We start from the raw sequence: 15,149 nt of genomic DNA on the forward strand, positions 1-15,149 counted from the left end.
CGGACTGATCTGCGTCATCGTCGGCGCGGTCCGCACGACAGGGGGGAGCCCACCATGCACACCGTCACCGTCATCGTCCCGGCCCACAACGAAGAGGAGGGGCTACCGGCCACGCTGGAGTCCCTCGCGAGGCAAACCGTCCCGCCCGACCGCATCCTGGTCGTCGACGACGCCTCCACCGACCGCACCGGCGAGGTAGCCGCCGCGCACGGTGCCACGGTGCTCCGCCCGCCGCACAACCTGGGCAGCAAGGCCAGGGCGCAGAACTACGCCCTCCCGCGGTGCACCACCGATCTCGTCCTGGCCGTCGACGCGGACACCGTCCTGGCCCCGGACTACCTCCAGCGCGTCCTCCCGGTCTTCGACGACCCCGACGTCGCCGTCGCCGCGGGCACGGTCCGCACCCGCCACACCCGCACCGTGTGGGAGCGGGGCCGGTCCACGGAATACCTCTTCGGTTTCCACTTTCACCGGCCCATCCAGGCACTCGCCAACAGCCCCATGGTCTGCTCGGGTTGCTGCTCGGTCTTCCGACGCGACGAACTGGTGGCCTTCGGCGGATTCCCTGAGCGCACCATCGTCGAGGACATGGATTACACCTGGTCCCGGCAGATCGCCGGACGACGCGCGGTCTACGTCTCCGACGCCGTCGCCCTCGCCGCCGACCCGGAGGACCTCACCTACTTCCGCAAACAGGTCAACCGTTGGATGGCCGGCTTCTGCCAGAACGTCCGGCTCCACCTCGGCCGGCTGCTCGTCCGCAAACCCCTGCTGGCGGTCTGGGTGGTGTTGGCCCTGTTCGAGATCCTCACCGCGCCGCTGTGGTGGGCCTCCCCGTTCGTGCTCAGCGCGACGACCGGTGCGTCACCACCGGCCGCCTTCGCCTGGTGGGCCGGAGTTGACCTGCTGCTGACGCTGCCACCCCTGGTGTACGCCGCCCGCCGCCGCAGACTCCCGCTGTCCGGCGTGCTGGTCAACATCCCCTGCGCCTACGCCACCAAGGCGGTCAACGTCGTCTACGCCTGGAAGGCCCTGGTCGTGGAGCTGTTGCTGGTGCCCCTGCATCTGGCGCGGAGCCTGACGGTCTACGAGAAGGGACGCGCCGACGCACCCTCGGGGCGAGGGGTGGCGGTGGGGGCGTGAGCCGGGCGGGGCTGGCCGTTCAGGCGGTCAGTGCCGTCAAGTCGCCCCGGGCGCGGGCCCGGATGGCCTGCTCGTAGCGGCGCAGCAGCAGCCGGGCCAGCTCGGGGGCGGCACCGAGCACCGGGGCGAGGATGTCGGCACGGGCCTCGCGGGCCCCGGCGGCGATCCGATCCGGCAGGAACCCCGGCGCTATGACGTACGGGGCGACGGCCACCCGCTGGATGCCCTCGGCCCGCAGGGCCCGTACGGCGTCGGCCGTACGGGGAAGAGATGCGGAGGCGAACGCAGGCCGCACGGCACACCACCCAGTGGTGCGCCGCCACTCCCGCGCGATTTCTGCGATCACTGCGATCGCCTCCGGGTCTGAGGAGCCCGCCGAGGCCAGCACGACCCCGGTCGAGCGGTGGTCACCGGGCCGCAGCCCGGCCTCCTCCAGCCGGCGCTCCAATGCGCTGGTCAGGAGGAGAGAGGGGCCGAGCACCTCGGCCTGATGGATGGTCAGCAGGGGCAGCCGCGCGGCGGCCTCCCGCAGCACCGCGGGGATATCGGACTTCGCGTGAAAGGCGCGAGTGAGGAGGAGGGGAAGCGCCACCACATTCCGTACGCCGTCGGCCGAGAGGCGCTCCAGGACCCGGGGCACCTGGGGCGCGTTGAAGTCGAGATAGCCGACCTCCACGCGCAGCCCCGGACGCAGCTTCCGGACCCGCGCGCAGAGCGCGGTGACGGTCGCGGCGTGCCGAGGGTCGCGGCTGCCGTGGGCGATGACGAGGAGAGTGGGGCGTGTGTTCATGGTTTCAGCTCTTGACGAGGAGGCCGCGGCTGCGCAGCACCCGGCGCTCGATCGGGGCGAAGATCAGTAGCTCGATGCCGATGCCGACGATCAGGATCAGCAGGATCGCGGCCAACACCCAGGACATGTCCTGCAGTTCACGGCCCTGTTCCAGGAGCTGGCCCAGTCCGGTGCCGAGATCGGGGGCATTGACGATGAGTTCGGCGGCCATCAGGGACCGCCAGGAGAACGCCCAGCCCTGCTTGAGCCCGGCGAGATAGCCGGGCAGCGCGGCGGGGAGCAGCACATGGCGGACACCGGCCAGGCCGTTCGCGCCGATGGTGCGGCCGGCACGCAGATAGAGAGGAGAGATCTGGTCGACACCGGACACCAGTCCGTTGGCTATCGAGGGGACGGCCCCGAGCAGCACCACCGCGTAGATGGTGGCGTCGCTCAGCCCGAACCAGATGATCGCCGCCGGGACCCAGGCCACCGAGGGCAGGGACTGCAGTCCGCTCAGGATCGGTCCGATCGCGGCCCGTACGAGCTTGACGCGGGCCACGATCAGTCCGAGCACCGTGCCGATGGCGACCGATGCCAGGAAGCCGAGGGCGCCGCGGGAGACGCTGGTCCACACGAAGCTGAGCAGGGTGCCTTCGAGCCACTTCTGCTGGAGCGAGCGGAAGACGTCGAGCGGGCTCGGCAGCAGGTAGTGCGGCTTGAGTTGGAAGTGGTAGGCGAGCTGCCACAGGCCCAACACGATCACGATCGCGATGAGGGGAGGGAACGCCTTTGACAGCACGGTACGCAGCCACGGCTGTCGGGCGACCACGGTGGAGTCGAGGGCGTCGAGCCCGGCCTCCAGACCGGCAAGGTCACCGGCGGCGGGTCGGGGCTCCCGGGCGGCCGGTGCGTCGGCCGATGCACCGGGGGAGGATGCAGCACCGGTCCCGGCCGATTCAGCGGTGGTTCCGACGGCCGCTTCGGCCGGGGAGCCGGCAGGGGAGTCGTCCGTGGAGCCGTCCGTCGTGCCGGTGGCCGGGGCGGTGGATGGTCCGGTGGGGTCGTCGCCGGGCTTCCCCGTGGTGGCGGAGGTGGTGGTCTCAGTGCTGGCCATGGCGGCGGATCTCCCCACGGAGCTGTTCAGTGATCTCGATGGACAGGTCGGCGACCGCGGAGTCCTCGATGCGACGCGGCTGGGGGATGTCCACCCGCCACTCCCGGGCGACCCGGCCGGGGCGGGAGGAGAGCAGCACGACCCGCTCGCCGAGCCGCACCGCCTCACGGACGTTGTGGGTGACGAAGAGGACCGACAGGTTGGTCCCCGCGGTGGAGCCGCTGTTGGATTCGGCCCAGATCCGGGTCAGTTCGTCGTGTAGTACGTCACGGGTGATGGCGTCGAGCGCGGCGAACGGCTCGTCCATCAGCAGCAGTTGGCTGTCCTGGGCGAGCGCCCGGGCCATCGCCACCCGCTGGCGCATACCGCCCGACAGTTCGTGCACCCGCTTGCCGTACGCGCCCTTGAGCCGGACGAGTTCGAGCAGCCGCTCGGCCTCGCCGCGGCGCTCGGAGCGCGGCACCCCGCGCATCCGCAGGGCCAGTTCGATGTTGCGGCCCGCGGTCAGCCACGGGAACAGCGCGTGCTCCTGGAACATCAGCGCAGGCCGGCCGCCCGGCGTCTCGATGGTGCCGGCGGACGGCTTGTCCAGACCGGCCACGAGACTGAGGAGGGTGGACTTGCCACACCCCGAGGCCCCCAGGAGGCAGACGAATTCGCCGGGCGCGACATCGATGTTGATGTCGTCCAGCACCTGCTGTTGCGCGCCGGGGCGGCCGAACGACTTCGAGACGTGGTGGATGCGAGCGGCGTACGGACCGGTGGTGCCGGTGTTCGCCGGGGCGGGCTTGGTGAGGGTACTGGTCGTCATCGGTGTCACCTCCTGGGAGATCGGGGGGCCGGGGTCAGTTGCCGCCGAGGCCGGCGTCGTCGACCGGCGGCTTGCCCTCGGACTTGAGCACCTTGTTCAGCAGGGTGAGGTCGTAGATGCCCTTGAGGTCGGGCTTCTTCAGCAGCCCCGCCTTGACGGCGTGGTCCGCCTCCTCCTGGAGGGTGGCGGCCAGCGGGTCATCGGTGATGTCGACGTTCTTGAACGCCGGGTCGATGATGTCGTCCGGCAGCGCCTTGCCGCTGATCGTCGGCTCGGCGAGCTTCTCGTTGAGGGCCTTGACCGCCTCGGTGGGGTGCGAGCGGATCCAGGCGTTGGTCTTCACCGAGGCACGCAGCACGGCCTCGACCGCCTTCGGGTGCTCCTTGAGGAAGCGCTGCGAGACGATCATGTTGGTGATGACGAACTTGCCGTCCTTCCACAGCCTCTTCTCGTCCAGCAACGCCTTGCCGCCGGCCGCGACCAGCTTGGACGCGGTGGGTTCGGGGACCCAGGCGCCGTCGATGCTGCCCTGCTTGAAGGCGGTGGGAGTGACCTTGTTGTCGGTGCGCTGGACGGTGACGTCACCCTTGCCGGAGGTGGCGTCGACCGAGTAGCCCTTCTGTGCGAGGAAGTTCAGCAGGGCCACGTCCTGGGTGTTGCCCAGCTGCGGGGTGGCGATCGTCTTGCCCTTGAGGTCGTCGAGGCTCTTGATCTTCTTGGGGTTGACGATCAGCGAGACACCGCCGGATGCCGAACCGGCGATGATCTTCAGGCTCTTGCCGTGCGACTTCACATAGCCGTTGATCGCGGGGGAGGGGCCGATCCACCCGATGTCGATGGCGTTCGAGTTGAGCGCCTCGATCTCGGCGGGCCCGGCGTTGAAGACCGAGGACTTCACCGCGGTGCCACCCAGTTCCTTCTGGAACTGGCCCGTCTGAAGGCCGATCAGGGGCGTGGCGTGGGTGGTGTTGCCGAAGAAGCCGATCTTGACCTGATCGAGCCCGTCGACCTTGGGCCCCTTCGGGGCGACGGAGGCCGCGGTGTCCTTCGGGGCCTCGGAGCCGTAACCGCAGGCCCCCAGCGCGACGGTCAGCAACGGGACGGTGGCGGCGGCCGCCAGGAGGCGATGACGAACGGCAGTCACGGGAGGTGTTCCTCTCGGAGGGCCGGGGGAGCGCGCGCCTCGCTATGGCGCGCCCGGCGAAATGGTGGTTCTTCGGAAGGAGGATGTGGGGGGCACGGAGTCAGGCATGGTCAGCGCACACATCGACCGACTCCGCCCTGGCCGCTCCCGAGGGCGCCGCTACCGACGCGGCCGCCTTCCTTGGCAAAGGTCGAGAACATGTCCTTGAGCATGATCAGAAGTCCCACCCCTCGTCGTCCGCCGCACTCTCCGGCGCGGGGTCCGCGGCCGCCTCCGCGAACGCGGTGCCGGCCATGCCCGCGGTCAGCGTGGTGCCGTCCGCCGGGTCGATCAGCAGGAAGGAACCGGTGCGCCGGGAGTCTGCGTAGGCGTCCAGTGCCAGTGGTGCGGCGGTGCGCACCACGATCCGGCCGATGTCGTTGGCGACCAGTTCGCCGGGGGCCGGGTGCTGGGAGAGGTCGTCCAGGGTCAGCCGGGACGGGATCTCCTTGACGAGCGCCTTGACGGTGCGGGTGGTGTGCTTGAGCAGCACCCGCTGTCCGACGGTCAGCGGCCGGTCGGCGACGTGGCAGACGGTGGCCTCCACGTCCTGGGTGACCGACGGCGTCGCCGCGCTCGGGGCGATCAGGTCGCCCCGGGAGATGTCCAGGTCGTCGGCGAGTCGAAGGGTCACCGACTGCGGCGCCCAGGCGACGTCCACGCTCTGGCCGAGCGCGTCGATCCCCTCGATGGTGCTCGTCCGTCCCGACGGCAGCACCGTGACGGCGTCGCCGACGTGCAGCACGCCGGAGGCGATCTGGCCCGCGTAGCCGCGGTAGTCGGGGTGTTCGGTGGTCTGCGGGCGGATGACGTACTGGACCGGGAAGCGGGCCGGGTCGTCCGACGGGTCGGCGACCACCGGCACGGTCTCCAGGTGCTCCAACACGGTCGGGCCGCCGTACCAGTCCATGGTGGCCGACGGCGTCACCACGTTGTCGCCGGCCAGCGCCGAGATCGGGATGGCGGTGCACCAGTTTTCCTGGGGGTCTCCCCCAGACCCCCAGCCTGGTACGCCCAGCGAGCCCGCGTAGGCGGTGAACTCCTCGGCGATGGCCGCGAAGACGGACTCCTGGTAGCCGACCAGGTCCATCTTGTTGACGGCCAGGACGACGTGCGGCACTCGCAGCAGGGCGGCGACCGCGGCGTGCCGGCGGGTCTGCTCGACCACGCCGTTGCGCGCGTCGACCAGGACGACGGCCAGCTCGGCGGTGGAGGCCCCGGTCACCATGTTCCGGGTGTACTGCACGTGCCCGGGGGTGTCGGCGAGGATGAAGCGGCGGCGCGGGGTGGCGAAGTAGCGGTAGGCGACATCGATGGTGATGCCCTGCTCCCGCTCGGCGCGCAGCCCGTCCGTCAGCAGCGCCAGGTCGGGCGCCTCCTGTCCGCGGTTGCGGGAGGCGTGCTCGACGGCCTCCAACTGGTCGGCGAGGACCGACTTGGAGTCGTGCAGCAACCGGCCGACCAGCGTCGATTTGCCGTCGTCCACGGAGCCGGCGGTGGCGAAGCGCAGCAGCGAGGTGGCGCCCGCGTCCACCGTCAGGTCCGTGCGGGCGGTGTTGGTCGTGCTCATGGCTAGAAGTACCCCTCGCGCTTGCGGTCCTCCATGGCGGCCTCGGACATCTTGTCGTCGGCCCGGGTCGCGCCCCGCTCGGTGAGCCGGGACGCGGCGATCTCCGCGATGACGGCCTCGATGGTGTCGGCGTCCGAATCGACGGCGCCGGTGCAGGACATGTCGCCGACGGTGCGGTAGCGCACCTGCCGGACCTCCAGCTGCTCGTCGTCCTTCGGGCCGCCCCACTCACCCGGCGCCAGCCACATACCGCTGCGGGCGAAGACCTCCCGCTCGTGTGCGTAGTAGATGGCGGGCAGTTCGATCTTCTCGCGGGCGATGTACTGCCAGACGTCCAGCTCGGTCCAGTTGGAGAGCGGGAAGACCCGGACATGCTCACCGGGCGAGTGCCGGCCGTTGTAGAGCTGCCACAGCTCGGGGCGCTGCCGGCGCGGGTCCCAGCCGCCGAACTCGTCGCGCAGCGAGAACACCCGCTCCTTGGCGCGCGCCTTCTCCTCGTCCCGGCGGCCGCCGCCGAAGACCGCGTCGAAGCGGTTCTTCTCGATGGCGTCCAGCAGCGGCACGGTCTGCAGCGGGTTGCGGGTGCCGTCCGGGCGCTCGCGCAGCTCGCCGCGGTCGATGAAGTCCTGTACCGAGGCGACGTGCAGCCGCAGGCCGTGGCGCTCGACGGCGCGGTCGCGGTAGTCGAGGACCTCGGGGAAGTTGTGCCCGGTGTCGACGTGCAGCAGCGCGAACGGCACCGGCGCCGGCGCGAACGCCTTCAGCGCCAGGTGCAGCATGACGATGGAGTCCTTGCCGCCGGAGAAGAGGATCACCGGCCGCTCGAACTCGCCCGCCACCTCGCGGAAGATGTGCACCGCCTCGGACTCCAGGGCGTCCAGGTGCGACAGCGCGTACGGGTTGTCCAGTTCCTCAGCAACAGAAGCGACGGTGGTCACGCCAGCCCCCTCTCGACGAGCAGCGCATGCAGCGCCGCCGCGGATTCCTGCACGGTCTGGGTGTGCGACTCGATCCGCAGGTCCGGTGCCGTGGGCTCCTCGTAGGGGTCGTCCACACCGGTCAGGCCGGATATCTCGCCGGCCGCCTGCTTGGCGTACAGGCCCTTCACATCGCGCTCGGAGCAGACCTCGACCGGAGTGGCGACGTGCACCTCCAAGTACGGGGTGCCCTCGGTCTGGTGGCGCTTGCGCACCGCCTCGCGACTGTCCGCGAACGGCGCGATCACCGGGACCAGGGCCTTCACGCCGTTGCTCGCCAGCAGTTCGGCGACGAAGCCGATCCGCTGGACGTTGGTGTGCCGGTCCTCGCGGCTGAAACCGAGGCCCGCGGAGAGGAACTCGCGGATCTCATCGCCGTCGAGCACCTCGACGCGGTGGCCCTCGCCGCGCAGCCGGTCGGCCAGCTGGCGCGCGATGGTCGTCTTGCCCGCGCTCGGCAGACCGGTCAGCCAGATCGTGGCGCCCGTCATCTGTATCTCCAAAAACTCCGCCATCAGTGCAGTCCGCACTCGGTCTTGTTGCTGCCGGCCCAGCGGCCGGCCCGCACGTCCTCGCCCGCCAGCACCCGGCGGGTGCAGGGGGCGCAGCCGACGGAGGCGTAGCCGTCCATCAGCAGGGGGTTGGTGAGTACCCCGTGCTCGGCGACGTACGCGTCCACGTCGTCCTGGGTCCAGCGGGCGATCGGGGAGACCTTCACCTTGCGGCGTTTGGTGTCCCAGCCGACGACCGGGGTGTTGGCCCGGGTCGGTGACTCGTCCCGACGCAGCCCGGTCGCCCAGGCGTCGTAGCCGGTCAGACCCTCTTCGAGGGGCTTGACCTTGCGCAGCGCGCAGCACAGGTCGGGATCGCGGTCGTGCAGCTTCGGCCCGTACTCGGCGTCCTGCTCCGCAACGGTCTGACGGGGCGTCAGGGTAAGGACGTTCACGTCCATCACCGCCGCCACCGCGTCCCGGGTCCCCAGGGTCTCCGGGAAGTGGTAGCCGGTGTCCAGGAAGACCACGTCCACGCCGGGGAAGGCCCGCGAGGCCAGGTGCGCGACGACCGCGTCCTCCATGGAGGAGGTGACGCAGAAGCGCGGACCGAAGGTCTCCGCGGCCCACCGGAGGATCTCCAGGGCGGGCGCGTCCTCCAGATCGCGGCCCGCCTTTTCGGCGAGTTGCGACAGGTCGGCGGTGGTGGTCACGGCGTACCTCCGTCAGGAGCGGAAGGAGCTGCGGAAGGGGACGGGGACGGGGCGGAACCGGCGGTTCCCGGGGCGAGCAGCCCCAGGAACTTCAGCCGGAAGGCCCGGCTGCACGCCCGGCACTCCCACGCTGCGCCCGCTTCGCGGGAGGTTCGCTCCTCGGAGGGCCGCAGGTCCTCGTCCCCGCAGTACGGGCAGTAGAACGGCGCGGCACGTTCGCTCACTTCAACGCACCCTCTTCGGCGCGCGCCGCCCAGGTGGCGAACCGCTCGCCCTCCTCGCGCTGCTCCTCGAAGTTGCGCAGCACCCGCTCGACGTAGTCGGGCAGTTCCTCGGACGTCACCTTCAGTCCGCGGACCTTGCGGCCGAAGCCCGGCTCCAGGCCCAGCGCGCCGCCCAGGTGCACCTGGTAGCCCTCGACCTGGTTGCCGTCCTGGTCCAGCACCAGCTGGCCCTTGAGGCCGATGTCCGCGACCTGGATGCGGGCGCAGGCGTTGGGGCAGCCGTTGAGGTTGATGGTGATCGGCTCCTGGAAGTCCGGCATCCGGCGCTCCAGTTCGTCGATCAGCGCGGCGCCCCGCCCCTTGGTCTCGACGATGGCGAGCTTGCAGAACTCGATGCCGGTGCAGGCCATGGTGCCGCGCCGGAACGGCGAGGGGTGGACCTGGAAGTCCAGCGACTCCAGCCCGGCGACCAGCCCGTCGACCTCCTCGGGCGCGACATCGAGAATGATCATCTTCTGCTCGACGGTGGTGCGCAGCCGGTCGGAGCCGTGCGCGGCGGCGAGTTCGGCGATCTTGGTGAGGGTGGCACCGTCGACCCGGCCGACGCGCGGGGCGAAGCCCACGTAGAAGCGGCCGTCCTGCTGCCGGTGCACGCCGATGTGGTCGCGCCACTTCTGCGCTGGCTGCTCGGGAGCCGGGCCGTCGACCAGCTTCCGCTGGAGGTACTCGTCCTCCAGCACCTGGCGGAACTTCTCCGGACCCCAGTCGGCCATCAGGAACTTCAGCCGGGCGCGGGTGCGCAGCCGGCGGTAGCCGTAGTCGCGGAAGATGCCGACCACGCCGGCCCAGACGTCGGCGACCTCGTCCAGCGGCACCCAGGTGCCCAGCCGCTGGGCGAGCTTGGGGTTGGTGGACAGGCCACCGCCGACCCACACGTCGAAGCCCGGGCCGTGCTCGGGGTGGACGACGCCGACGAAGGCCACGTCGTTGATCTCGTGCACCACGTCCTGGACGGGCGAGCCGGAGATCGCGGTCTTGAACTTGCGCGGCAGGTTGGAGAACTCCTTGCTGCCGATGTAGCGCTCGTGGATCTCGTCCACGGCCGGGGTGCCGTCGATGATCTCGTCCGCCGCGATACCGGCCACCGGGGAGCCGATGATCACGCGCGGGCAGTCGCCGCACGCCTCGGTCGTGGACAGCCCCACGGCCTCCAGCTTCTCCCAGATGGCGGGCACGTCCTCGATGCGCACCCAGTGCAACTGGACGTTCTGCCGGTCGGTGATGTCCGCGGTGCCGCGGGCGTACTGCTCGGAGACCTCGCCGATGGCGCGCAGCTGGGCGACGCTGAGCCGACCGCCGTCGATGCGGACCCGCAGCATGAAGTACTTGTCGTCCAGCTCCTCGGGCTCCAGCACGGCGGTCTTGCCGCCGTCGATCCCGGGCTTGCGCTGGGTGTACAGGCCCCACCAACGCATCCGGCCGCGCAGGTCGTTGGGGTCGATGGAGTCGAAGCCGGCCTTCGAGTAGATCGTCTCAATGCGTGTCCGCACATTGAGACCGTCGTCGTCCTTCTTGAACTGCTCGTTGCCGTTGAGCGGCGTGAAGTGACCAACGGCCCACTGGCCCTCGCCGCGGTGGCGGCCGGCCTTGCGGCGGGTCGTAGCGGTGGGGACTTCCGGGTTGGCGGCCATGGGTTACGTCCTTCTGGGCGGCTCAAAGGGGTGCGGACGAATGCGGTGCACCCGGGTGACCAGCGCGGACACACCGAAGCGCGGCGCGCGTGGGCGCGTCGACGGTGGGCTTGCGGGGTCGGGGGTGCAACGCGTCCGCGACGATGGGGACGACGTGCGACGTGGTGATGCTGAATGCTGTCCGGATACGCAGGGCGGGGCCCTGATCGTGCCGCGTCAGCCTGCCCGACAAATGGCGCTGGACATGCGGCCGAGGTCGACGTGCCGCCGACTCACCAAGGCAATTCCAGCTCGAGACATGACGGAAGCGTGGCACGCGGCTCTCCGGCCAGTCCACCTTCATCCAGGATGTGGACACGCTTGTCTCGCTTGGCGAGATGCTGTGGCGTCCGTCACGTGCGAGAGGGGGCGGCCGCCGGATCCGACGACCGCCCCCTCCAGGGGCTGCGGGGCGGGCGTGCCTCAGCTCGCGGTGGCCGGCACCGGCCCCGCGCCGGGCCACGGGCCGGGGACCTCGGCCGCCGGCTCCTCGGTCACCTCGGTGCGGAACAGCCGGAAGCCGCGCCGCTCGTAATTGGCCCGCGCGTACGGCCCGTCGTCGCTACAGGTGTGCAGCCACACCCGCTTGGTCTCCGGCCGCGCCGGCCACCGTTCGGCCAGGTCCCAGGCCCGCGCCGTCCCGTATCCGAGCAGGTGCCCGCCGATCCGCCGTCCCCGGAAGGCCGGCAGCAGCCCGAAGTAGACGATCTCCACCGCCCCTTCCGGCTGGGCCTGGAGCTCGATGAACCCGGCGGGCGTACCGCGCTCGTACGCCACCCACGTCTCGGTCCCCGGCTGCGCCAGGTGCTCGACCCACTGCGCGTACGACCACCCCAGCCGGTCGGTCCACAGGACGTCCCCACCGACCGCCGTATAGAGGAACCGGCTGAATTCCGGCGCAGGCACCTCGGACCGGACGATCCGTACGCCCTGCTCGGCGGGGGGCTCCGCGGCGGGCGACAGGGCGTCGCGCGAGGTCTGTTCGAGGTGCCAGGTGGTGACGGTGTGGCTCATGCCGTCAGCACATCACACCGGGGGCGGGGGGCTGATCCCGGTCCGGGGACGGGACGCCCCCGGACCGGCGCGGGAAGCGGGGCCGGCTAGCCGGTCACGCCCGGCCGGTCGCCCTCCGGTGCGAAGACCGCGTCCGCGAGCCGCCCGACCTGGTCCGGGTCCGGCGACCAGCAGTACAGCATCACCTCGTCCGCCCCGATCGCCAGGTACGAGGCGACCGCCTCGCGGATCGCCGCCGGCGTGGTGAGCAGGCCGTTCACGATGTGGTCGGTGTACGGGGTCTCGCCGTAGTACGCGCGCAGCTCGCGTCGGGCGCGGTCCACGACGGGGTCGGGTCCCAGGGCGACGTTCACCTGGGCCAGCAGTCGGGGCCGGCCGGGCCGGCCGGCGCGCTCCCAGGCCGCCTCCACATCACGGAACATTCCGTCCATCTGCTGGGACGGTAGGGCCGCCCCGAGGAAGCCGTCGCCCCAGCGGGCCACCCGCTCGACCACGGCCGGCACGAACCCGCCGAACAGTACCTCGGGCCCACCGGGCCGCGCCGGGGCGGGCCCGACCGGGCCGACCTCCGCGGACAGCGGCTCCCCGGCCCACAGGCGCCGGAGTGTGGCCAGCTGGCCGTCGAGCCGGCGGCCCCGGGTCCGCAGCTCCACCCCCGCGGCCAGATAGTCGTCGGTGCGACCACCGATGCCGATGCCGAGCGTGAACCGCCCGCCGGACAGCAGATCGAGCGTCGCGGCCTGCTTGGCGAGCAGCGCGGTGCGGTGCAACGGGGCCAGCAGCACCTCGGTCTGCAGGCGTACGCGGGAGGTCGCACCGGCCAGTGCGGCCAGGGTGACCAGGGGTTCGGGGTTGGCGTACACCAGCCGGTCGAGCAGGGCGAGGGTGGAGAACGGGGCGGCGTCGGCACGCCGCGCCCAGGTCAGCAGCTGTGCGGGGTCGCCGATGGGAAGGCCAAGACCTACGGACACGGAAATCCTCCAGAAACGGCATGCCCCAGGGCATGCGGAAACGCGGATGGTCGTGTCGCCCACTCGTCTGGTCCGGCACGTCATCCGCGTGCGGGCTGCTCCCGTTCTGCGACGTCCTTCTGGAGAGCTGCGGCAGAGTGCGTTCACCGTAGGGGAGAGCGGCCCGCCCGCGCACCGGAATTTCCGGCGGGCGCGCCGGTCCGCTCATGCCCCGTCGTGCCCGGCCCCCGTCCGCCGGGCCGCCAGTACCGTCGGCGCCGTGGAGTGCGGCAGCAGCTCCACGGGCCGGGCCGGCAGGTGGAGCTCCACCTCCACCCCGTCCGAGAAGCGGTACGGACGGTGGGCCAGCACCCCCGCCAGATGGCGCCGCAGCCGGGACAGCTCGGCCCTGACCGTCACCGTCCGCCCGCCGTCGCCGAACAGGTCCTGGGCCAGCTCGGCGGCGCTACGGCCGCGCGGATGGACGGCCAGCAGGAACAGCAGCTCGGCGTGGCGCGGGGTCAGCGCGTGCGACCAGCTGCCCGCCGGCCCGGCCACCGTCACCGCCGGCCCGCCGGGCCCACCGAGGTCCAGCACCACCCGGTGCGGCTCCGGCGCCGACTCCGGCCGGCCGAGCCGGATCAGCCAGCCGCCCGGCAGCGGCTCCAACGTGCACATCCCGTACCGCGGCAACCACAGCGGGCCGGCCGCCGGCTCCTTGGGCAGCGCCACCCGGTCCGGCGGGGTCACCCCGGCCACCGCCGCCGTCCAGCCGTTGGCGTCGACGGCCAGCGCCCGCCCGCCGATCCGGGCCAGCACCGGCGCCGCGCTCGACCGCAGCCGCTCCAGGGACGCGTGGTGACTGGTCCGCAGGTCGCCCTCGGCGAGCCGGGCCACCGCGGAGACCAGCGCCAGGGTCGTCGGATGGAACGAGTACGCCGGGCCGCTGACGTCCACCGTGCCCAGCAGTCGCCCGTCGCGCGGGTCGTGCAGCGGTGCCGCGGCGCACGTCCACTGGTGGTGACTGCGCAGGAAGTGCTCGGCGGAGTGCACCAGCACCGGGCTGCGGGCCACCAGCGCGGTGCCGATCGCGTTGGTGCCGACCGTCCCCTCCGTCCAGTCGGCGCCCTTGTCGAAGCCGAGCCGGTCGGCCATCCGCCGGATCGGGGCGCTGCCGTCCCGCCACAGCACCCGGCCCTCGGCGTCGGTGACCACCATGATCTGCTGGGCGGCTTCGGCGGTCGGCAGCAGTCCGCCGCTGAGTACCGGCAGTACCGACGCCAGCTGGGACTTCTGCCGCCGGAACTCCAACTCCGCGACGCCCAAAGGGTGTTGGTCACTGCCGCGCTCCGGGTCCACGCCGCGGTCCAGCACCCGCCGCCAGGACTCGCCGATCACCGGGCGGGGCGCGTCCCGGGGGGACTCCGCCGGCAGGTGGTCACCGGCCAGCGCCGCCTCGTGGACCCCGGCCAGCCGCCGCGCGGTCTCCCGGATGTCCTGGGCCGAGCGGACGGCGCTCGCGACCGGTCTCTCGGCCGGCCGGGCGCCGGTCCGCTCGCCGGCCCTGTCGATCGGTCTGTCGCTCACACTGCTCTCCGTTGTGCCCGTGCGTCCGGTTCCGGTGTCCGGTGCCTGCCCATCGTGCCGTCAGCGGACGGCCGGGGAGAGCCCATTGCCCAGATCGGTTGCAACGGAATGCAACCGTTGTGGCCTATGACTCCTCCAGGGAAATCTGGTCCCAGCGGCCGATGGCGTCCCTCTCCACGCCCTGAGGGTGTGGGGTCACCCGGAGGTTTCGCCGGACACCCGACGGAGAACCCGCCGGTGCCCGCCGGGGATGCGATCGGCCGCCCGCGTCGTCGGCACGGTGTGGGAGGGGGCTCACCATGGTGGCCGCCACCCCGCGTGTCGTGGTGATCGGCATCGGCGAGGGAGGCCGGCTCGCACGGGCCGCCCGCTTGGCCGGACACTACGGCGTGCCCCGGCTGTCCGCGGTCGACGTCCTGATCAGGCGTCAGCCGCTACCGGCCACGGGCTATGTGATCGACGGTGCACCGCAACTCCTCGACCGGGTTGCCCGCTTCGGCGGTCCGCTGCCCGCACCGGCCTTCGCCGACCTCGTCGTGCACCTGCGCGAGGCGGAACTGGACGGCCCGGGTGACGCCTCCCGCGTGATCCGGTACTACGAGGCGCGCGGCGTTCTGGTCGGGTTCCGGCCCGACGTACCGGACGCCGAGATCATCGTGGCCATCGACGCGGCACTGCGCGGGCGCACCGCGCCGCAGCCGCCGCGATGGCCCTGAAGACCGGGAACGGTGCCGAGTCGGCGCGACACCGCTCCCTGCCCGGCGCGGCGGCGGTTATCCCCTGTCCCGTCCCCCACCCGGAGCCGGGTTGCTGACGGCTTTCGAGGGGGACGTGGAACCGCCGCCGCGCCACCGAAGTCCGGGCGGGCGC

General features: G+C 71.7%; 16 protein-coding genes. 2 read left to right on the forward strand and 14 right to left on the reverse strand.

Annotation, left to right across the window (positions count from 1 at the left end; all coding sequences use genetic code 11):
* The first annotated feature begins 54 nt into the window (after positions 1 to 54).
* Complete coding sequence (locus tag ACO0M4_RS06370; protein ID WP_430368680.1) at positions 55 to 1,143, forward strand: glycosyltransferase family 2 protein; 1,089 nt, start codon at positions 55 to 57, stop codon at positions 1,141 to 1,143.
* 19 nt (positions 1,144 to 1,162) lie between these two features.
* Here the strand turns inward: ACO0M4_RS06370 and ACO0M4_RS06375 are convergent, their stop codons facing one another.
* From ACO0M4_RS06375 to ACO0M4_RS06440, 14 genes are all read right to left on the reverse strand, one after another.
* The gene (locus ACO0M4_RS06375; protein WP_430368681.1) at positions 1,163 to 1,933 is read right to left on the reverse strand and encodes a sirohydrochlorin chelatase; all 771 of its coding nucleotides are present in this window, start codon (positions 1,931 to 1,933) and stop codon (positions 1,163 to 1,165) included.
* 4 nt (positions 1,934 to 1,937) lie between these two features.
* Positions 1,938 to 3,029 carry an ABC transporter permease subunit gene (locus tag ACO0M4_RS06380; RefSeq protein WP_430368682.1) on the reverse strand — a complete coding sequence of 364 codons (1,092 nt, stop codon included), beginning with the start codon at positions 3,027 to 3,029 and terminating at the stop codon, positions 1,938 to 1,940.
* A complete protein-coding gene (locus ACO0M4_RS06385) occupies positions 3,016 to 3,840 on the reverse strand; it encodes an ABC transporter ATP-binding protein (RefSeq protein ID WP_430368684.1) in 825 nt (274 codons plus the stop codon). The genes ACO0M4_RS06380 and ACO0M4_RS06385 overlap by 14 nt, the downstream gene beginning before the upstream one ends.
* 34 nt (positions 3,841 to 3,874) lie before the next feature.
* Positions 3,875 to 4,984 (reverse strand): aliphatic sulfonate ABC transporter substrate-binding protein, encoded by a 1,110-nt coding sequence (locus ACO0M4_RS06390; protein ID WP_430368685.1) that lies wholly within the window; start codon positions 4,982 to 4,984, stop codon positions 3,875 to 3,877.
* Between the two features lie 214 nt (positions 4,985 to 5,198).
* A complete protein-coding gene (locus tag ACO0M4_RS06395; protein WP_430368686.1) occupies positions 5,199 to 6,593 on the reverse strand; it encodes a sulfate adenylyltransferase subunit 1 in 1,395 nt (464 codons plus the stop codon).
* A gap of 2 nt (positions 6,594 to 6,595) precedes the next feature.
* Positions 6,596 to 7,531: a sulfate adenylyltransferase subunit CysD gene (gene cysD / locus ACO0M4_RS06400; protein ID WP_430368687.1), complete on the reverse strand. Its 936-nt coding sequence runs from the start codon at positions 7,529 to 7,531 to the stop codon at positions 6,596 to 6,598.
* Entirely contained in the window at positions 7,528 to 8,061 is a 534-nt protein-coding gene (cysC, locus tag ACO0M4_RS06405; RefSeq protein ID WP_390022692.1) for an adenylyl-sulfate kinase, read from the reverse strand. The genes cysD and cysC overlap by 4 nt, the downstream gene beginning before the upstream one ends.
* A gap of 23 nt (positions 8,062 to 8,084) precedes the next feature.
* Positions 8,085 to 8,774 (reverse strand): phosphoadenylyl-sulfate reductase, encoded by a 690-nt coding sequence (locus tag ACO0M4_RS06410; RefSeq protein ID WP_430368688.1) that lies wholly within the window; start codon positions 8,772 to 8,774, stop codon positions 8,085 to 8,087.
* On the reverse strand, positions 8,771 to 8,998 hold the full coding sequence (locus ACO0M4_RS06415) for a hypothetical protein (RefSeq protein WP_430368689.1): 228 nt from the start codon (positions 8,996 to 8,998) through the stop codon (positions 8,771 to 8,773). Before ACO0M4_RS06415 ends, ACO0M4_RS06410 begins: the two co-directional genes overlap by 4 nt.
* Entirely contained in the window at positions 8,995 to 10,689 is a 1,695-nt protein-coding gene (locus tag ACO0M4_RS06420) for a nitrite/sulfite reductase (RefSeq protein ID WP_430368690.1), read from the reverse strand. Before ACO0M4_RS06420 ends, ACO0M4_RS06415 begins: the two co-directional genes overlap by 4 nt.
* Positions 10,690 to 10,905: 216 nt before the next feature.
* Complete coding sequence (locus ACO0M4_RS06425; protein ID WP_350257049.1) at positions 10,906 to 10,989, reverse strand: putative leader peptide; 84 nt, start codon at positions 10,987 to 10,989, stop codon at positions 10,906 to 10,908.
* Positions 10,990 to 11,151: 162 nt separating this feature from the next.
* Complete coding sequence (locus tag ACO0M4_RS06430; RefSeq protein ID WP_430368692.1) at positions 11,152 to 11,742, reverse strand: GNAT family N-acetyltransferase; 591 nt, start codon at positions 11,740 to 11,742, stop codon at positions 11,152 to 11,154.
* 86 nt (positions 11,743 to 11,828) lie between these two features.
* Positions 11,829 to 12,713, reverse strand: coding sequence for an LLM class flavin-dependent oxidoreductase (locus ACO0M4_RS06435; RefSeq protein ID WP_430368694.1), 885 nt, complete (start codon positions 12,711 to 12,713; stop codon positions 11,829 to 11,831).
* A gap of 204 nt (positions 12,714 to 12,917) precedes the next feature.
* Complete coding sequence (locus tag ACO0M4_RS06440; protein ID WP_430368696.1) at positions 12,918 to 14,279, reverse strand: GAF domain-containing protein; 1,362 nt, start codon at positions 14,277 to 14,279, stop codon at positions 12,918 to 12,920.
* 299 nt (positions 14,280 to 14,578) lie between these two features.
* On the opposite strand from ACO0M4_RS06440, the gene ACO0M4_RS06445 reads away from it, so the two are divergent.
* Positions 14,579 to 14,995, forward strand: a complete 417-nt coding sequence (locus ACO0M4_RS06445) for a hypothetical protein (RefSeq protein ID WP_430368698.1) — start codon at positions 14,579 to 14,581, stop codon at positions 14,993 to 14,995.
* The last annotated feature ends 154 nt before the right edge of the window (positions 14,996 to 15,149 follow it).

Source organism: Streptomyces sp. RGM 3693, assembly GCF_050471125.1.
Taxonomy (GTDB): domain Bacteria; phylum Actinomycetota; class Actinomycetes; order Streptomycetales; family Streptomycetaceae; genus Streptomyces.